Origin of the sequence: Polynucleobacter sp. UK-FUSCHL-C3 (genome assembly GCF_040409815.1) — a bacterium.
Classification (GTDB): domain Bacteria; phylum Pseudomonadota; class Gammaproteobacteria; order Burkholderiales; family Burkholderiaceae; genus Polynucleobacter.
The window spans coordinates 989,461-1,007,572 of record NZ_CP099959.1; the positions used below are offsets into that span (position 1 = coordinate 989,461).

At 49.1% G+C, this 18,112-nt stretch carries 18 protein-coding genes; 4 read left to right on the plus strand and 14 right to left on the minus strand.

The annotated features are described in order from the left end of the window. Positions 1-108: 108 nt before the first annotated feature. Together pgeF and NKE59_RS04940 are read right to left on the minus strand one after the other, a co-directional pair. Positions 109-894 (minus strand): peptidoglycan editing factor PgeF, encoded by a 786-nt coding sequence (gene pgeF / locus NKE59_RS04935; protein ID WP_353437850.1) that lies wholly within the window; start codon positions 892-894, stop codon positions 109-111. Then, positions 895-1,932 (minus strand): RluA family pseudouridine synthase, encoded by a 1,038-nt coding sequence (locus NKE59_RS04940; protein WP_353437851.1) that lies wholly within the window; start codon positions 1,930-1,932, stop codon positions 895-897. Here NKE59_RS04940 and NKE59_RS04945 point away from each other — a divergent pair. Next, entirely contained in the window at positions 1,926-2,792 is an 867-nt protein-coding gene (locus NKE59_RS04945) for an outer membrane protein assembly factor BamD (RefSeq protein WP_353437852.1), read from the plus strand. The genes NKE59_RS04940 and NKE59_RS04945 overlap by 7 nt on opposite strands. On the opposite strand, the gene alr is transcribed toward NKE59_RS04945, so the two are convergent. Beyond that, complete coding sequence (gene alr / locus NKE59_RS04950) at positions 2,785-3,873, minus strand: alanine racemase (protein WP_353439919.1); 1,089 nt, start codon at positions 3,871-3,873, stop codon at positions 2,785-2,787. The genes NKE59_RS04945 and alr overlap by 8 nt on opposite strands. Positions 3,874-3,921: 48 nt before the next feature. On the opposite strand from alr, the gene lplT reads away from it, so the two are divergent. Next, positions 3,922-5,241, plus strand: coding sequence for a lysophospholipid transporter LplT (gene lplT, locus NKE59_RS04955; protein WP_353437853.1), 1,320 nt, complete (start codon positions 3,922-3,924; stop codon positions 5,239-5,241). Positions 5,242-5,243: 2 nt separating this feature from the next. Here the strand turns inward: lplT and NKE59_RS04960 are convergent, their stop codons facing one another. The 9 genes from NKE59_RS04960 to scpA form a co-directional block, all read right to left on the minus strand. Continuing rightward, positions 5,244-5,750: a DNA polymerase III subunit psi gene (locus tag NKE59_RS04960; RefSeq protein ID WP_353437854.1), complete on the minus strand. Its 507-nt coding sequence runs from the start codon at positions 5,748-5,750 to the stop codon at positions 5,244-5,246. Beyond that, positions 5,740-6,210, minus strand: a complete 471-nt coding sequence (gene rimI, locus NKE59_RS04965; protein ID WP_353437855.1) for a ribosomal protein S18-alanine N-acetyltransferase — start codon at positions 6,208-6,210, stop codon at positions 5,740-5,742. The genes NKE59_RS04960 and rimI overlap by 11 nt, the downstream gene beginning before the upstream one ends. Positions 6,211-6,226: 16 nt before the next feature. Beyond that, positions 6,227-6,973 (minus strand): tRNA (adenosine(37)-N6)-threonylcarbamoyltransferase complex dimerization subunit type 1 TsaB, encoded by a 747-nt coding sequence (gene tsaB, locus NKE59_RS04970; RefSeq protein ID WP_353437856.1) that lies wholly within the window; start codon positions 6,971-6,973, stop codon positions 6,227-6,229. A gap of 32 nt (positions 6,974-7,005) precedes the next feature. Next, positions 7,006-8,595 carry a malate synthase A gene (gene aceB, locus NKE59_RS04975; RefSeq protein WP_353437857.1) on the minus strand — a complete coding sequence of 530 codons (1,590 nt, stop codon included), beginning with the start codon at positions 8,593-8,595 and terminating at the stop codon, positions 7,006-7,008. Positions 8,596-8,678: 83 nt separating this feature from the next. Continuing rightward, a complete protein-coding gene (locus NKE59_RS04980; protein ID WP_353437858.1) occupies positions 8,679-9,140 on the minus strand; it encodes a VOC family protein in 462 nt (153 codons plus the stop codon). A gap of 5 nt (positions 9,141-9,145) precedes the next feature. After that, positions 9,146-11,158, minus strand: coding sequence for an acetyl-CoA carboxylase biotin carboxylase subunit (gene accC, locus NKE59_RS04985; protein ID WP_353437859.1), 2,013 nt, complete (start codon positions 11,156-11,158; stop codon positions 9,146-9,148). Between the two features lie 20 nt (positions 11,159-11,178). Continuing rightward, positions 11,179-12,711: an acyl-CoA carboxylase subunit beta gene (locus tag NKE59_RS04990; protein WP_353437860.1), complete on the minus strand. Its 1,533-nt coding sequence runs from the start codon at positions 12,709-12,711 to the stop codon at positions 11,179-11,181. Positions 12,712-12,739: 28 nt separating this feature from the next. Then, positions 12,740-13,759: a methylmalonyl Co-A mutase-associated GTPase MeaB gene (meaB, locus tag NKE59_RS04995; protein WP_353437861.1), complete on the minus strand. Its 1,020-nt coding sequence runs from the start codon at positions 13,757-13,759 to the stop codon at positions 12,740-12,742. 3 nt (positions 13,760-13,762) lie between these two features. After that, positions 13,763-15,940, minus strand: coding sequence for a methylmalonyl-CoA mutase (gene scpA / locus NKE59_RS05000; protein ID WP_353437862.1), 2,178 nt, complete (start codon positions 15,938-15,940; stop codon positions 13,763-13,765). Between the two features lie 143 nt (positions 15,941-16,083). On the opposite strand from scpA, the gene NKE59_RS05005 reads away from it, so the two are divergent. Then, a complete protein-coding gene (locus NKE59_RS05005; RefSeq protein ID WP_353437863.1) occupies positions 16,084-16,722 on the plus strand; it encodes a GntR family transcriptional regulator in 639 nt (212 codons plus the stop codon). Positions 16,723-16,778: 56 nt separating this feature from the next. On the opposite strand, the gene NKE59_RS05010 is transcribed toward NKE59_RS05005, so the two are convergent. Next, positions 16,779-17,120, minus strand: coding sequence for a c-type cytochrome (locus NKE59_RS05010; protein ID WP_353437864.1), 342 nt, complete (start codon positions 17,118-17,120; stop codon positions 16,779-16,781). Positions 17,121-17,134: 14 nt separating this feature from the next. Then, complete coding sequence (locus NKE59_RS05015) at positions 17,135-17,497, minus strand: cytochrome c (RefSeq protein ID WP_353437865.1); 363 nt, start codon at positions 17,495-17,497, stop codon at positions 17,135-17,137. Between the two features lie 156 nt (positions 17,498-17,653). Between NKE59_RS05015 and NKE59_RS05020 the strand changes: the two genes are divergently transcribed. Beyond that, positions 17,654-18,109, plus strand: coding sequence for a RidA family protein (locus NKE59_RS05020; protein ID WP_353437866.1), 456 nt, complete (start codon positions 17,654-17,656; stop codon positions 18,107-18,109). Positions 18,110-18,112 lie beyond the last annotated feature (3 nt).

Consider the following 18,112-nt stretch of genomic DNA (forward strand, 5'->3'; position numbering starts at 1 on the left):
CCAAAAAGTACAGCCCTATTCTCAGACGATTATTGCTCTAGGGTTATAAGCACTAACCCTAGCCCTAATGAGGTTTTGAGGGCGGTCTATTCCTCAGGACCCTTGATTCTAAGGCTTTGGGTTAAACCAGATCAGGCTGGCAAAGCGCCCGGTGGGGTTTTGACGACGGTAGGAGTAAAAACGCTCAGGCTCACTGTAGGTACAAAGATCCCCACCAAATACCTGCTTCACACCCATTGCGTATAGACGTTCTTTTGCAATTCTAGGTAAATCGGCCATATAACGCTTGGCATTTATACTTTTCTCAAAACAAGAATCACTGAGCGTATGTCCTCTGTGCTCAGCTGCCCTTAAGAAGGCATCCCGTACTTCACTTCCCACCTCATAGTGCTTTACAGAAATACTCGGTCCGATCCAAGCAATGAGTCGATCTGCCAGTTCGGACTGCTCTTGTAAAAATAGGGCCACGGTGTTCTCAAGCACTCCCTCACACAATCCACGCCAGCCTGCATGTGCTGCGGCGATCGCTGTACCTGCTTGGTTAGTCAACAAGACCGACATACAGTCTGCCGCCAAAATACTTAATACTGTTTGGGGTGTTTGGGTGAACGAGGCATCTGCCTCGACCACATTCTCATGAATACCTGGATTGCTTCCCTGCACCTTGACTACTCGGGTACCGTGTACTTGTTTAATCCAATAAGGGCCTTGAGGGAGCAAGGCATCTAAGACCCTACGGTTTTGCAGAATTGCTTCGAGCTCGTCACCAGCGTAAGCACCCAGATTGAAACCATCAAAGGGGGCTTTGCTAAAGCCGCCGTGACGAGTGGTCGTGAACGCATGAACATGACCAGGTGCTGGCCATTGAGCCCGAATCACTGTGAGCGCGATCATCTAATTAGCCTCAGATAATGCACTGGATGCTGCAGTGGGCAAGACCGCTTCATTTAATTGCACTGCGCTATTTAATGCCAAGAGATCCGCAGGCACTGGGGCAAACCAGCTCATGGGCTTTTGGGTCTTAGGGTGGATGAACTGCAGTGCAAAGGCATGCAAAGCTTGTCGATGCAAGTTCAGTTCCTTGGCTGCTGCAGGTATCTTTTTGCGATACACCGGATCGCCCAAGAGGGGGTATCCCAATGACTCAAGATGAACACGAATTTGATGGGTGCGACCAGTTTCTAGGCGACACTCTAATAAAGAGACCTTAGCAGTTCCCATCGATCCAAGTGCTAAACGTTTGTAATGGGTCACCGCCGCTTTTGCGCCTTGCTGGCTTGCGCTCACCACGGCCATCTTTAAACGATCACGCTGGTCACGACCCACGGCGGCATCAATCGTGCCACGTAATGGAGTATCGCCCCAGACCCATGCCAAGTAGCGCCGTTCCACTAAATGATCTTGTAATAAACGCACTAGGGCTGTTTGTGCAATCGCAGTACGTGCCACCACAAATAATCCCGAGGTATCTTTATCGAGTCGGTGCACAATGCCTGCGCGCGGTAGATGTTGTAACTCCGGGTAATGAAAGAGTAAGCCGTTCAGAACGGTGCCACTCCAGTTACCAGCAGCTGGGTGCATCACCATTCCAGCTACTTTATGAAAGACCAGAATTGTGTCATCTGCGTAGATGCAATCAAGTGGGATGTTCTCTGGCAAAAAGGCATGTTGCTCCGGCATCTCTTGGGGAAAGACCCGAATTTGCTCGCCGCCACGCAGGATTTGGCGAGCCTTGACCACTTTGCCGTCTACTAACACTGCTCCCTGGGTCGCCCAAGCTTGTAAACGATTACGAGAATAGTCACTCAAAAAATGAGCCAATGCCTTATCCAATCGCTCACCGGCCATATGGTCTGGAATCTCTAGAGCAATGAAATCCTCATCATCGATATAATCAGAGGGATTCGGATTAGGAGTTTGCGGCAATGCCACGCTTGAAGGACCTTATTGTGTTGAACTTACCCACCGTGGGGCGCCATCTTGCTAGTGTAAGGCTTGTCCAGCTTACCCTCCTGATTTGTGCTGGCGCGCTCTTGAGTGCTTGTGCAAATACCAATACCGATGAAACTGCAGCCTGGTCTGAGGCCAAACTCTTTACCGAAGCCAAAGATAAGATGGCTGAGGGTGACTTTGATAAATGCGGCAAGTATTTTGAGAAACTCGAGGCTCGGTTCCCCTTTGGTCCGTACTCGCAACAAGCACAAATTAACTCGGCCTACTGTTTCTGGAAAGCGCAGGAGCCTGCTCAAGCCCTCGTGCAAATTGATCGCTTCATTAAATTACACCAAGGTAACCCTAATCTTGATTACGCCTATTACCTTAAGGGCTTAATTACCTTTAATGATGATCTGGGTTTTATGGGCAAGCTCACTGGGCAGGATCTGAGCGAGCGCGATCCCAAAGCAGCCAAAGAAGCCTTTGAGGCCTTCAAGGTCGTGGCCGAGCGATTCCCTAATAGTAAGTATGCTCCGGATGCGATTGATCGCATGCGCTATATCGTCAACTCACTCGCTGAGGCAGATGTCATTGTGGCGCGTTATTACTTTCAACGCGGAGCTTACTTAGCCTCTGCCAATCGCGCTCAGTTGGTTATCCGTGATTACGATCGCGCACCTGCTGTTGAAGAAGCGCTCTACATATTGGTGCAATCCTATCAAGCCCTTGGAATGAATGACCTTAGCTCCGACGCAATGCGTGTCTTTAAGCTGAACTTTCCCGATAGTCAGATCTTTAAAACCGGCGTTCGGGTTCAGAAAGAACGCAGGTGGTGGCAGTTCTGGGTGACTAAATAATCTCGACGGGTACTCGAGGTGCGATCGCACATACGAGCTCATACCCAATCGTTTGTGCTTGATTAGCGACATCGTCTACCGGTAGATTTTTACCCCACAACTCCACCGAAGTGCCAAGCGTTGCCCACGGCGCATGACTCAAATCAATGGTGAGCATGTCCATCGATACCTGCCCGGCTATGGGGCAGATAATCCCTGAGGTTTTATCAGTGGGTCCGCTGACCCAAACAGGAGTGCCGTCTACGGCATGTCGTGGATAGCCATCTGCATAGCCACACGCAATCACCCCAATGCGCATTGCCTGTTTGGCTACATAACGCGCTCCATAGCCCACTGCATCCCCCGCTTGGAGCTCTTGTACAGCAATAATTTTGCTAGAGAGGCTCATTACGGTTTTAAGATGAGCGTGCTCAATGTCTTTATAAGCGCCAGTGGGTGAGATGCCATGCAACATGATCCCGGGTCTTACCCAATCGCCTAGGGCATTTCGATGCCAAAGTACGGCGGCAGAGTTTGCTAAGGAGGTCTCGCCCTGAAGGCCATCAATCGTTTTGCTAAAGCATTCCATTTGTGCACCAACAGAAGGCTCACGATCGACCCGATCTGCATTGGCAAAATGGGTCATATGATGAACGTGGTGACCTTGCGCATGCAAACGGTGGTAGGCAAGGCGGTAGGCGTCAGGGGTGAATCCTAAACGGTTCATTCCAGAGTTGAGTTTTAGAAACACGGTGATGGGATGGCTTTGCTTTTCTAGCCAACTAACTTGCTCGGCGCAATGGACCACTAGATCACACCGGAGCTCAATGACCGAGCTGAGGTCATCCTCATTAAATAAGCCCTCTAGAAGCAAAATGCGCTTATCCCAGCCTTGGGCTCTTAGCCAACGGGCATCATCGAGATCGAGGAGTGCAAAGCCATCCGTTTGGCCTAGGCCGGCCAAGGCAGCCTTCAGGCTATGCCCATAAGCACGGGCTTTAACCACAGACCATATCCGAGAATTACCTACTAACTCACGGACTCTTGCCAAGTTGTGGCTTAATGCACCTGTATCAATCGATGCGAGAATCGGGCGCTCCAGAAAACTCCCCTTTCATGCTCTAATCTAGTAAATGAAGCAATTGTACGAATGAAACCTGGTTTTTACACTATTATGGCGGCGCAATTTTTTTCGTCGCTCGCAGATAATGCTCTCCTAATCGCGGCGATTGCCCTATTGGCTCAGCTTGCTGCTCCTGCGTGGATGACCCCACTTCTTAAGCTGTTCTTTGTTTTATCGTATGTTCTCTTAGCTGCATTTGTGGCTGCCTTCGCAGACTCTCGACCCAAGGGTCAAGTCATGTTCATCACCAACACCATCAAAATTGTGGGTTGTGCTGCTATGTTATTTGGGGCGCATCCCTTAGCTTCCTACGCCATCGTTGGTTTAGGGGCTGCCGCTTACTCACCGGCCAAGTATGGAATTTTGACCGAACTCCTGCCCCCCGAGAAATTGGTCGCAGCCAATGGTTGGATAGAAGGATTAACCGTAGGGTCGATTATTGCGGGCACAGTTTTGGGTGGGGTATTAATTAGTACTGCCGTCTCTAATAGCTTAATGAGCTTTGACTTACCAGCAATCACCACTGGGGTGGATAGCCCTGCCGAGTCAGCCATCTCAATCATCATGTTCATTTATCTGATTGCGGCACTCTTTAATTTACGAATTCCCGATACAGGCGCTCGCTATCCAGAACAAAAGATTAATCCAGTTCAGCTCACAAAGGATTTTTTTGTGGGCTTTCATGTCCTTTGGCGTGATCGCTTAGGTCAGATTTCATTAGCAGTAACCACCCTGTTTTGGGGTGCCGGTGCAACCCTGCAGTTCATTGTGCTTAAGTGGGCAGAGACAGCTCTCAACATGAACCTCTCCCAAGGCGCCATCCTTCAAGCAGTTTCGGCTATTGGTGTTGCAGGGGGTGCGGTTTGGGCTGCCTCGCGGATTCCATTGAAGTCTGCCCTGAAAGTTTTACCTTATGGGGTGGTCATGGGTTTATTGGTTTGTGTCATGGCCATTTACCATATTGAATATCTTCCCTCCTTTGCCTTGTTCACGGTCGGCGGCTTTGTAGTTAACTTTAATCTCTTGCCAGCCTATGTATTGCTAATTACTGTGGGTTGGCTGGCGGGTTATTTTGTGGTGCCCATGAATGCCCTCTTACAGCATCGTGGTCACGTTTTATTGTCAGCGGGTCACTCCATTGCGGTCCAGAACTTTAATGAGAACCTCTCAGTTCTCATGATGTTGATGCTCTATGCCTTATTGATTTGGCTTGATGTGCCCGTACCGATTGTGATTACAGGCTTTGGCATTACGGTTGCAGTCACCATGTGGTTGGTAATCAAGAAACATCAGGCCAATCAAGCTGAGTATGACTCACTTCACTTAATTGGTGAGTCTAAGCACTAGGTTTAGAGAGACTGCAGTACGGAGCGCGCTAAGAGTAGGTCCTGCCAGGCAAGCGCCTTATCTGCTGGCTTCTGTAGCAGATGGGCTAGATCAAAGCTTGCCACCAGAGGTAAATCCAGTCCACCGAGTTCTAGAACAACATCACGCAGGTTCTCTAAGGGTTCATGCTCGCCACTTAAAGAATGTGCCGCCTGTTGACCAAACGCAAATGCAATACAAGGTAAGCTGGTATCTGGCGCTTTAGTATTGCTAGGTTCACGCCACTCCCACTCACTTTGCAATAGGCCAAGAGCACGAACGATGTTCTTAAACAATACTTCTGCATCGCCAGAAGGCGCTTTGCCATAAAACAGCCAATACACTTTGGGTACCAAGTTTGTCTTGGTTTGGGATGGAGTTTCTGGGGCCGAAGCTTGCTCTTCCTTAGTAAAACTAGGGCCTGTCTCGCGTAAGGACCATTCGCTAATGCCCATTTCTTTTAAATAGATCGAGGCTTGTTCAGTGCTCATACAGATTGGCGTGTTGCTTCAGTGTTTTAGTCATTACCAGCGCATCCTCACGCTGACCCGTGGAGGATTCTAAGGGATAGTAGGCTTTGCGAGTTGCGAGTTCGGTAAAGCCCATCTTGGTATAGAGAGCTTTTGCAGCAAAATTACTGGGACGTACTTCCAATAGAATGCGTGGGATTTGTAAATTCTGGGCAATCGACTCAATCGCTTGCATCAAACGCAGTGCTAGTCCTTGGCGCCGCATACTTGGATTGACTGTAATGTTGAGAAGATGTAAATCATCGACTGCGGGAAGAAGGATGCAATAGGCCCAAATTGTTTTTGGCTCTTCATTGGCCTCGCGCATGCAATACGTCCAGTGCCCAGCGGCAATCGAGTCTAAGAAATTACCTCTGCTCCAAGGATGGGCGTGCGATGCATACTCCATCAGCAGAACCTCGTCGAGGTCAGCATCGCTCATCAGCTCTAGCACTAACTCAGCCAACAGAATGACCGGTTGGGGTACTGTGTGCTGCGGCAGATCGTTCTTCAGTGGTAAGAGCTACCTTGTTCCGAATATACAAAGGCTCTAGTTGCTCTACCGCAATAGTTTGTTTAGCCTCTAGTAGAGGCTTCGCCCAGTCCAAGATACCAAGGGCATTGGGTACCAGTTGAGTATCCATACGATCCTTTAATGGTGATGACTCAAGGAGTTTAGGATACTCCTGGAATGCATTGCCGGCCGCATATGCAAGACCATCAAGGTTAATACTCTCGGGGCTGCTTAAGGCAATCTCTCCAATGCGCTTGGGAGGCTGATTAGAAATGGGATTAACGTGATAGCGTGCCCAATACACCTCTCCCATACGGGCATCCAAGGCAATTAAGAACTGAGTATCGGCTGCTGGTGAGCTTCTTTGGAATGTATTGCTCTGGACCACTTGCATCGCCATGGCATCAAGACTAGCTAAGGGTATTACGGGTCGTTTGGCTCCGACTGCTAAGCCTTGCGCAATGGCGACCGATAGACGCACACCTGTAAATGCACCGGGGCCAATCCCCACTGCGATTGCATCAAGATCATGATATTGAGCGTTTACGGAATGGAGTAGCTCATTAATCCAAGGTAGAAGATGTTGGCTAGCACCTGCACCAATGAGTTCATGGCGGTGTTGGATCTGTCCATCAAACGACAAGGCCACCGAACACCACGAGGTCGAAGTGTCGATGGCCAGTATTCGCATGCGAGCAGAACTAGAACATGATGCTCTAGCTGTTAAAACTCTTCATACAATGGGAGGGTCAGGAACTCTACAAACTGATCATTGGCGACCAGATCATCAAAGATCTTGGCAGCGCGGTCAAACTGGCCGACTGCACCAGAGTCCTTCACTTTGTTGAGCTCTTCCCCAATCATTTTGCGTACAAGCTCGATCGTGACCTTACGTCCATCATCTAAGACACCTTTTGGAGAACGGATCCACTGCCAAACTTGCGAGCGACTAATCTCAGCAGTAGCAGCGTCTTCCATCAGATTATGAATCGGTACACAACCGTTACCTGCTAACCAAGCACCCATGTAATGGATACCCACATTAATGTTGTACCGCAAGCCAGCTTCCGTAATCGGACCCTCGGGTGCAAAACTGAGGATGTCGGCAGCCGTTACCTGAATATCGTCACGTTGACGATCAAACTGATTACCCTTGTCACCCAATACGGCCTTGAACTCGTTCATGCAAAGCTCAACCAAACCTGGGTGAGCGACCCAACTGCCGTCATAGCCATCGGTTGCCTCACGACGCTTATCGGTTGAGACCGCGGCTAGTGCAATAGCGTTCTTCTCAGGATCGTTCTTAATCGGTATGAAGGCGCTCATACCGCCCATGGCGGGTGCACCCCGCTTATGGCAGGTTTTTAATAAGAAAAGGGCGTAGGAACGCATAAAGGGTGAGGTCATGGTGACCTTCACACGATCGGCTAAGCAGAAGTTTTTATCGAGCTTGAACTTTTTAATCGCCGAGAAGATGTAATCCCAGCGCCCGGCATTCAGACCCGCACTGTGATCACGCAGCTCATACAAAATCTCATCCATCTCAAAGGTGGCGTTAATGGTCTCGACCAAAACCGTTGCTTTGATCGAGCCATGCTTAATACCAAGTTCTTGCTCGGTCATGGTGAAGATCTCATTCCACAATCGAGCCTCTAAATGACTCTCAATCTTGGGCAAATAGAAGAATGGGCCTAAGCCTCGGGTCTCAAGGTATTTACCGTTATTGAAGGTAAAGATGGCGAAATCAAAGATACCGCCCGAGACACGCTGGCCGTCGACCAAGACATGCTTCTCATCCAGATGCCAACCGCGTGGGCGAACAATTAACGTGGCGGTTTTCTCATTCAGTTTGTATTCTTTACCAAAGAGATTGAGTGCAATATCACGGCGAATTGCTTTCTTGAGATTGACCTGACCCTGAATAATGTTCTCCCAATATGGGCTATTGGAATCTTCGAAGTCAGCCATATAAGAATCAGCGCCTGAGTTCAGGGCATTAATCACCATCTTGGCGTCTACAGGGCCCGTTAACTCCACACGACGGGTCTCAAGTGCTTTTGGTACTGGAGAGATCTTCCAATCTCCATCACGAATCGATTTGGTCTCAAGCAAGAAATCAAGTTTCTGACCCGCATCCAGTTTTTTGGCTAACTCAACACGTTTTTTTAGGAGCTCCTGGCGACGAGGCTCAAAGGCACGATGGAGTTTCGCAACAAGCTCCAGTGCTTCGGGGGAAACAACGGATGCGAAGTCCGGATTTAGCTTTGCTTTTAGCTCAATGCCGTTGGACTCGATGGTTGGGGCGCCAGACATGAATTCTCCTATGGGTTTTTGAGGAATAAATGACAAATTAAATTCTATTATGCCCGATATGTTGCACTGCAACCAATAGCGATTTACGCCAAAGCGCTGATGATCTCCGGTGGTGCTTGAACAAGCTCGATAAGGACACCTTCGCCCCCAAATGGAAACTCTTCATTACCCTTTGGATGCACAAAAATGATGTCGTGTCCGCCTGCTCCTGGACGAATACCGCCCGGTGCAAAACGCAAGCCTTGCTCTGTTAGCCAATTAACAGCCTTGGGTAGATCATCGACCCAAAGGCCGATGTGATTTAAGGGAGTTTGATGGACTGCAGGCTTTTTATCAATATCGAGGGGTTGCATTAGGTCGACCTCAATCTCATGGGCACCCTTCCCAATTGCACAAATATCCTCATCAACATTCTCGCGCTCTGAAACGAAGGTGTCTTTGTACTGAAATCCCAATAAATCAACCCACAATGTTTTGAGTTTCTGTTTATCGGTGCCGCCAATTGCGATTTGTTGAACTCCAAGTATTTTGAATGGGCGTGTCATGGTTATTACTTTGCAAATTGAATAATGATTTGATCAACCGCCAGACTTGATCCTTCGGCTACGCAGATCTCTTCCACAATACCGTCTTGCGCTGCCGATAAGGTGTTCTCCATCTTCATAGCCTCGATGACTGCTAACTTTTGTCCTGCGGTCACCTTATCGCCTTTGGCAACATGCAACTTACTTAAGAGGCCTGGCATTGGCGAGAGCAATAGCTTGGAGGTGTCGGGTGGTGCTTTGTATGGCATACGGGCTTGCATCCCTGCACCAAAGGGGCTTAGAACAATGCATGCAAAGCCTACACCATCTTGCATGATTTGATAACCCAAGCCTGGGCGTTCGATTTGGGCACAGAGCGCTGGCTCACCATCGATTTGATATGGCAATCGGATTGATCCTGGCACCCAATCGCTCTCCAAGAGGTACTCCTTAATGAGTCGTTTGCCTTGATTGGCCTTCACTGAAATTTGATAGCCCTGATCCTTGTGCTCGATCTTAGTGTTGTAAGAATCTTCACCAGCCATCACCACAAACTCTTGGGTGAGTTTCATTTCATGGCCAAGGAGTTGTCCTTCGAGTAGTTTTGCTCTTTCGAGATAACGACGATGCACAAAGGTTGCCAGGGCTGGCAAGCGATTAGGGTCGGCCGGTGTCACTGAATTAGCTTGAAAGCCTTTGGGAAACTCTTCGGCAATAAATCCTGTATTGAAGTTGCCCGATGTAAACCGAGGATGCTGCAAGAGTGCCGCTTGAAACTGGATATTCGAATGAATACCTCTAATCACAAACTCGTTAAGAGCATTGCGCATTTTGCTCATCGCCTCTTCTCGATTGGCACCATGCGTAATTAACTTAGCAATCATCGAGTCGTAATACATGGGGATCTCGCCACCCTCATACACTCCTGTGTCGACTCGCACACCATTCTGTGGTGCGGGTGGTTGATACTTCACCAAGCGGCCGGTCGATGGCATGAAATTACGCAATGGGTCTTCGGCATTAATCCGGCACTCCATTGCCCAGCCTTTGCGGGCGATCTCACCTTGACCAAAGGCTAATTTCTCACCTGCTGCTACTCGGATCATTTGTTCAACGAGGTCTAAGCCAGTGATGCATTCTGTAACAGGGTGCTCTACCTGGAGTCGTGTGTTCATCTCGAGGAAGTAAAAGGATTTATCTTTGCCCACCACAAACTCAACAGTTCCTGCCGATTGATAGTGCACAGCCTTCGCTAATGCAACCGCCTGCTCTCCCATTGCTTTACGGGTCACATCATCCAAAAATGGGGATGGAGCTTCTTCGATTACCTTTTGATGACGACGCTGAATCGAGCACTCGCGTTCCCACAGATACACGGTATTGCCATGAGCATCACCGAGCACCTGTATCTCAATATGCCGTGGCTCTTCAACAAATTTCTCAATGAAGACACGATCGTCACCAAAGCTATTACGCGCTTCGTTCTTGCAGGCCACAAATCCTTCGGCAGTTTCTTGATCGTTATAAGCAACGCGCAAGCCCTTGCCTCCACCGCCCGCTGAGGCTTTAATCATCACTGGATACCCAATCCCTTTGGCGATCTTTACCGCATCCTCAGGTTGATCAATCGCTGCGTTGTGACCTGGTATGGTATTGACCTTAGCCTCTAGAGCCAGCTTCTTAGAAGCGATCTTATCGCCCATCGCAGCAATCGATTGATGCTTGGGGCCAATGAAGATAATGCCTTCTTCTTCAACTCGTCTAGCAAACTCTTCGTTCTCGGATAAGAATCCATAGCCTGGATGAACGGCTTGTGCACCTGTTTCTTTACAGGCTGCAATAATGCGATCCATCTGCAAATACGACTCTCGCGATGGCGCAGGTCCAATGCACACTGCTTCATCGGCAATGCGCACATGGCGCGCCTCCGCATCTGCCTCTGAATACACAGCAACGGTCTGAATGCCCATCCGTTTCGCTGTAAGCATTACTCGGCAGGCGATCTCGCCTCGATTCGCAATTAGTATTTTCTTAAACATAATGTGTTCTGGTCATTCAATTAAAGAGGAATGTTGCCGTGCTTACGGGGTGGGTTTTGTAGGTCTTTGTCTTGTAACATCGCTAGAGAGCGTGCAATGCGCTTGCGAGTCTCGTGCGGCATGATCACATCGTCGATATAACCGCGACGTCCTGCCACAAAGGGGTTTGCAAACTTAGCCTTGTACTCGGCCTCGCGCTCACTAATCTTGCTGGGGTCGCCCTTCTCCTCACGGAAAATAATCTCGACCGCACCTTTGGGTCCCATCACACCAATCTCTGCAGAAGGCCAGGCAAAGTTGACATCGCCCCGCAAATGTTTAGAAGCCATCACGTCGTAGGCACCACCATAGGCCTTACGTGTAATCACCGTTACCTTAGGTACAGTGCAATCGGCATAGGCATAGAGCAATTTAGCACCGTGCTTAATAATGCCGCCGTACTCTTGTGCGGTTCCTGGCATAAAGCCTGGCACATCAACCAAGGTTACTACTGGAATATTGAATGCATCACAGAAACGGACAAAGCGCGCTGCCTTAATAGATGATTTGATATCCAAACAACCGGCCAAGACTAAGGGTTGATTTGCAACAATGCCAGCGGTTTGTCCACCAATGCGTGCAAAGCCGATGATGATGTTCTTGGCATAGTCCGGCTGTAACTCAAAGAAGTCTTCATCATCAACTACCTTATGAATCAGCTCTTTCATGTCATAGGGCTGATTGGGATTATTCGGTACTAAGGTATCTAAGGAATAATCGGGTTCATCTGACCAGACCAAGCCGCCCAAGAATGGTGCTTTCTCTTTATTAGACAGTGGCAGATAACTATAGAAACGACGCAACATCATGATCGCCTCCACATCATTATTGAAGGCCAGGTCACACACTCCTGAAACCGATGAATGCGTGCTTGCCCCTCCCAAATCTTCGGCACTGACATCCTCATGCGTAACGGTCTTGACCACTTCAGGACCGGTCACAAACATATAAGAAGTGTCTTTCACCATGAAGATGAAATCCGTTAAAGCCGGTGAATACACCGCACCGCCCGCACAGGGCCCCATGATCAGCGATATTTGAGGGATCACTCCTGAGGCAGAGACATTGCGCTGAAAGATCTCGGCATACCCTCCGAGCGATGCAACTCCTTCCTGAATCCGCGCACCACCAGAGTCATTTAACCCAATCACGGGTGCACCCACCTTCATGGCCTGATCCATGATCTTACAAATCTTCTCGGCATGCGCTTCCGAGAGCGAGCCACCCAAGACCGTGAAGTCTTGTGAAAACACAAAGACCAAGCGGCCATTAATCATTCCATAACCAGTTACTACCCCATCACTCGGAACAGTTTGATCGGCCATCCCAAAATCGGTGCAGCGATGCTCAACAAACATATCCCATTCCTCAAAGGAGTCTTCATCGAGTAAGAGCTCAATGCGCTCACGAGCAGTTAACTTACCTTTGGCATGCTGGGCAGCAATCCGCTTCTGACCACCACCAAGGCGAGCTAACTCGCGCTTGGCTTCTAGTTGAGAAATAATGTCTTGCATACAAACTCCTGTAATAAATTGGGTAGTCTTATGACTTCATCGCTTCGAGTAGTCGACGGGCAGCAACCGATGGGGCTATGCTTCCTTGATTAACCGCAACGCTCATCTCGGGCAGTAAGTGTTGGACGGCTGGATGGTTCTTGAACTGGCTTTTGAGAGCACTATCGATCCGCTCCCACATCCAAGAGCTGGATTGTTGCTTACGCCTCTCTTGCAGATGACCATTGGCGGTCTCGAGTTTCTGAAAACGCTTTACTTCGCTCCACAATTCATCGATCCCTTCACCCAAGAGTGCACTCATGCGCAAAACTGAGGGGTGCCACTCCTCCTTCACATGGGTAGCATGATCGGGGTTCCCCTGAAATCCCATTAAACGAAGTGAGCTTGTAATAAAGGCTTGAGCACGTGTTGCGGCGCCGGGGTCAATATCTGCTTTATTAATCACGATGAGATCCGCAATCTCCATCACCCCTTTTTTGATCGCCTGTAGATCATCACCAGCATTGGGTAATTGCAACAACATGAACAAATCGGTCATGCCTGCAACCGCAATCTCGCTTTGGCCAACTCCTACGGTCTCCACAATCACGACATCATGGCCTGCGGCTTCTGCTAAGAGCATCACCTCGCGAGTTCGCTCTGCGACACCACCGAGTGTTCCGGATGAAGGGCTAGGACGAATGAATGCGTTCTCGTTCACAGAGAGAAGCTCCATGCGGGTCTTATCGCCCAAGATTGATCCGCCCGACAAACTCGAGGATGGATCTATTGCTAGCACTGCTACCCGATGGCCTTGTTTAATTAAGTAGATCCCAAGGTTCTCGATCAGAGTTGATTTACCCACACCCGGCACGCCAGAGATCCCCAAACGGAATGATTTGCCGGTATGGGGCAAGATCGTATTGAGTAAGGTATCGGCACGCTCACGATGATCGGTGCGGGTGGACTCTAAGAGAGTAATTGCTTTAGCAAGCGCACGGCGCTGTGCTGGGCACGGTTTGCCCAACAAGGCTGCAATCAGTTGCTCATCGGTTTGATCGGCGGGCATGGATTAGGTTTGGTGCTTTCGGATTTGCTCTAAGACATCTTTAGCGGATGCTGGTATCGGCGTGCCTGGTCCATAAATCCCTTTGACCCCTGACTCATACAAGAACTCATAATCCTGCCTTGGTATAACACCGCCTACAAAGACGATGATGTCATCGGCGCCTTGCTTGCGTAACTCCTGAATAATTGCTGGCACCAGTGTTTTATGTCCAGCTGCCAAGGTCGAGATACCGAGTGCATGCACATCGTTCTCAATTGCTTGGCGCGCGCACTCTTCGGGTGTTTGGAACAAGGGTCCCATATCCACATCAAAGCCCAGATCTGCAAAGGCGGTTGCTACCACTTTTGCACCACGGTCATGACCGTCTTGGCCTAGTTTGGCAATCATCACTCGTGGGCGACGGCCATATTGTTTTGCAAACTCGGCGATCTCGCCTTTAAGCTTCTCCCAACCCTCTGCTGAATCGTATGCGGCTGCGTACACTCCGGTCACCTTTTGTGTATCGGCACGGTGGCGGCCATAAACGTTTTCCAAAGCATCCGACACCTCGCCCACCGTTGCGCGTAAACGGATTGCTTTGATCGCTAGATCTAATAAATTACCTGTGTTTTGTTCTGCCGCTTGAGATAGTGCAGCGAGTGCTTCCTGTACTTTTTTAGGATCGCGTTTAGCTTTAATCGATTTCAGGCGAGCGATCTGGTTATCGCGTACCTTATCGTTATCGATCACCAAGACATCTACCAAACTCTCTTCCTGTAGTTTGTATTTATTGACACCGACGATCACATCTGCACCAGCATCAATCTTGGCTTGCTTTTGGGCAGCTGCTGATTCGATCTTGAGTTTGGCCCAACCGCTTTCTACCGCTTTGGTCATACCACCCATTGCATCAACTTCGGCAATAATTTCCCAGGCCGCATCAGCCATCTCTTGAGTAAGCTTCTCCATCATGTAAGAACCTGCCCATGGATCCACCACGCTGGTGATATGGGTCTCTTCTTGCAAAATCAATTGCGTATTCCGCGCAATGCGCGATGAGGTCTCCGATGGCAAGGCAATCGCTTCATCAAAGGAGTTGGTGTGCAAGGATTGGGTTCCGCCAAATACAGCAGCCATCGCTTCTACAGTGGTACGCACAATATTGTTATAGGGGTCTTGCTCGGTCAAGGACCATCCCGAGGTTTGGCAATGCGTGCGCAACATCGATGACTTGGGGTTCTTAGGATTGAACTCTTTCATGATGCGCCACCACAACATACGCGCAGCTCGTAGTTTGGCTACCTCTAGATAGAAGTTCATCCCGATTGCAAAGAAGAATGAAAGGCGGCCAGCAAACGCATCCACATCAAGACCTTTTGCTAATGCGGTCTTGACATACTCCTTACCATCGGCCAGTGTGAATGCAAGTTCGAGTGCTTGATTAGCGCCAGCCTCTTGCATGTGATAACCCGAGATGGAGATCGAGTTGAACTTAGGCATGTTCTTGGCGGTGTACTCAATGATGTCGCCAACGATGCGCATCGATGGTGCGGGTGGATAGATATAGGTATTGCGCACCATGAACTCTTTCAGAATATCGTTCTGAATCGTGCCGCTTAATTGGGCTTGCGTAACACCCTGCTCTTCACCGGCCACAATGTAACCAGCAAGCACAGGGAGAACAGCACCGTTCATGGTCATCGAGACTGAGACCTTGTCTAGCGGTATGCCATCAAACAATATCTTCATGTCTTCCACTGAATCAATTGCCACACCTGCTTTACCGACATCACCCACAACCCGAGGATGATCCGAGTCGTAACCACGATGTGTGGCGAGGTCAAATGCTACGGATATACCTTGACCGCCGCCCTCTAATGCTTTGCGATAAAAGAGATTGGACTCTTCGGCGGTGGAGAACCCTGCGTATTGACGAATGGTCCAAGGACGAACGGAATACATGGTTGCCTGCGGGCCCCGCAGATAAGGCTCAAACCCTGGCAGGCTATTGGTATAAGGCACTCCAGCCAAATCAGCTTGGGTATACAAGGCCTTTAAATGGATCCCATCCGGGGTCTCCCAGCCGAGGCCATCGACATTACCATTTGGTGCTGATTTGCTTGCAGCTTCTTGCCAAGCCTCCTGATTGGGGGTTGGGGCGTCTGGCCAGACTGCTCTAGCCTTTGGGGATTTCTGACTCATGTGCTTTCCATCAATGGGTAGGAATACAGGTATTTTGCTTGACTTTAATCTATTTGTCTATAGAATTGGATACATAATTATGAATTCAGAATATTGATCATTTTAGAAAAAAATGTTTATAAACAGTACCTTAAGAGATTAATATGAGTAAGATACTCGCATCTAGGCCGCTCTACGAAGAGGTTGCAGACCAGCTGCGGGTACGGATCTTTGCCCATGATCTGGCTCCAGGCGCCTGGATTGACGAACAAAGTCTGGCTAAAGAGTTTGGGATTAGCCGCACTCCCCTGCGGGAGGCCATCAAGGTCTTGGCGGCCGAGGGGCTCATCACCATGAAGCTGCGCAGGGGTGCTTACGTCACCGAGGTTAATCGGGGTGATTTAGAGCAAATATTTACGATCCTTTCCCTATTAGAGGGTGAAGCCGCCAAAGAGGCTGCCAGCAAAGCGAAGGAGAAAGATCTCAATGACTTGGATGACATGCACTTGCGTTTAGAGAAGGCTGCGGCCGATCGCAATCTAGATCAGTTCTTTGAGATTAATGTACGGTTTCATGAACGCATCATTGCTATTGCCAATAATCCATGGATGACCAGTGTGATTGCGGATCTTCGCAAAGTATTGAAGTTACAGCGCAAGGACTCGTTAAGTCGTTCAGGTCGTTTGCAATCCTCCTTGTCGGAGCATCGTGAGATTCTGAAAGCCCTTCTCAAGCGTGACCCCATTGCGGCTGAGCAAGCCATGCGCACGCATCTAGCCCGAGGCTTAGAGGCTGCTAAATAGAAGTCAGAATATAAAAAGCCCCGACTTACGGGGCTTTCTGCTAATAAGTCTGGAACTTATTTCTTGACCACTAGGTCGCTTGGTAATGAAGCGATGTAGGCAGCCATATCACGTAGATCTTTATCGCTATATGGCTTCATTTGGGATTGCATGATCGCATTGTTTCGACCAACATTCGCATTATTTACAGTGTAAGACTTCAATGCGAAGTACAAATAGTCTTGGTACTGGCCAGCAATCTTTGGATACGCAGCTGCTACAGGCGCCTTTAAGCCAGCACCGTGGCAAGCTGCACAGTTGTTCTTTTCAACGAGTTCTTTACCTTTGGCAATATCGGCTGCATGCGCAATTCCTACAGAGGCGCTGAGTAAGGCAAGAATAAGAGCGGATTTAATCATGGTCTCTATTCCAATTACTTTAATGGGTTACGGGGTGAGTTCGCATTCTGCGCAGCATAGTAGGCAGCAATGTCAGCCATATCTTGATCGCTCAGGCTGCCAGCAATTCCGCGCATGGTGGGATGCTTGCGCTCCCCTGACTTGTAGGCTTTTAAGGAAGCAATAATGTACTCAGCGTTCTGTCCACCCAATTTAGGCACTCGGTAAACCTGTGGCCAATCGGCACGGTATTCAGGGATCGCATGGCAACCTACGCAGATCCATACTTTGGCTTGACCGGCTTGGGCAGTACCCTTGACGTCTTGAGCTTGGGCATTAATAGAAAATAGGCTAGCAATTAGTGCTGTGCCGATTGAGAAAATGATGGCTTTGTTCATATGCTTAAGCGTATTGCAACATGGTTAATATTTTGTAGGCTGAAGTATAGCGGAGAGGGAATTTGTCAGGTATTTTTGCCAATTTCTTATACTGATGGGTGTCTGAGCGCAAGCTCTAATAGCACCCTTATTCCCCCACTTATTTGAAAGGTACAGATGAGCGCTATTGCCCAACAATTATCCAAACTCGGAATCACCCTCAGCACGCCTGGCACCCCTGCCGCTGCCTACGTGATGGCAGTTACCAGCGGCAATCAGGTCTTTCTTTCAGGTCATATTGCCAAACAAGATGGCAAGCCTTGGGTTGGTAAGCTGGGTCTTGATATGGATACCGCAAGGGGTAAGGCAGCGGCTCGCAGTATTGCCATTGATCTTCTCTCAACCCTTAATGCCCATTTAGGCTCCTTAGATCGCGTCAAGCGAATTGTGAAGCTCATGGGTCTCGTGAACTCTTCCGCCGAGTTCACAGAACATCACCTAGTGGTCAATGGTTGCTCTGAGCTTCTTGGTGAGATCTTTGGTGATGCGGGCAAGCATGCTCGCAGCGCATTTGGGGTTGCACAGATTCCCTTGGGAGCCTGTGTGGAGATTGAGATGATTGTTGAGATTTAGTTG

Coding starts and splice junctions, on each gene's coding strand:
- pgeF (WP_353437850.1), bottom strand. CDS start 894: ATGATCGCGCTCACAGTGATTCGGGCTCAATGGCCAGCACCTGGTCAT.
- NKE59_RS04945 (WP_353437852.1), top strand. CDS start 1,926: ATGCCACGCTTGAAGGACCTTATTGTGTTGAACTTACCCACCGTGGGG.
- lplT (WP_353437853.1), top strand. CDS start 3,922: ATGAAACCTGGTTTTTACACTATTATGGCGGCGCAATTTTTTTCGTCG.
- NKE59_RS04960 (WP_353437854.1), bottom strand. CDS start 5,750: ATGAGCACTGAACAAGCCTCGATCTATTTAAAAGAAATGGGCATTAGC.
- rimI (WP_353437855.1), bottom strand. CDS start 6,210: ATGAGCGATGCTGACCTCGACGAGGTTCTGCTGATGGAGTATGCATCG.
- tsaB (WP_353437856.1), bottom strand. CDS start 6,973: ATGCGAATACTGGCCATCGACACTTCGACCTCGTGGTGTTCGGTGGCC.
- aceB (WP_353437857.1), bottom strand. CDS start 8,595: ATGTCTGGCGCCCCAACCATCGAGTCCAACGGCATTGAGCTAAAAGCA.
- NKE59_RS04980 (WP_353437858.1), bottom strand. CDS start 9,140: ATGACACGCCCATTCAAAATACTTGGAGTTCAACAAATCGCAATTGGC.
- accC (WP_353437859.1), bottom strand. CDS start 11,158: ATGTTTAAGAAAATACTAATTGCGAATCGAGGCGAGATCGCCTGCCGA.
- NKE59_RS04990 (WP_353437860.1), bottom strand. CDS start 12,711: ATGCAAGACATTATTTCTCAACTAGAAGCCAAGCGCGAGTTAGCTCGC.
- meaB (WP_353437861.1), bottom strand. CDS start 13,759: ATGCCCGCCGATCAAACCGATGAGCAACTGATTGCAGCCTTGTTGGGC.
- scpA (WP_353437862.1), bottom strand. CDS start 15,940: ATGAGTCAGAAATCCCCAAAGGCTAGAGCAGTCTGGCCAGACGCCCCA.
- NKE59_RS05005 (WP_353437863.1), top strand. CDS start 16,084: ATGAGTAAGATACTCGCATCTAGGCCGCTCTACGAAGAGGTTGCAGAC.
- NKE59_RS05010 (WP_353437864.1), bottom strand. CDS start 17,120: ATGATTAAATCCGCTCTTATTCTTGCCTTACTCAGCGCCTCTGTAGGA.
- NKE59_RS05015 (WP_353437865.1), bottom strand. CDS start 17,497: ATGAACAAAGCCATCATTTTCTCAATCGGCACAGCACTAATTGCTAGC.
- NKE59_RS05020 (WP_353437866.1), top strand. CDS start 17,654: ATGAGCGCTATTGCCCAACAATTATCCAAACTCGGAATCACCCTCAGC.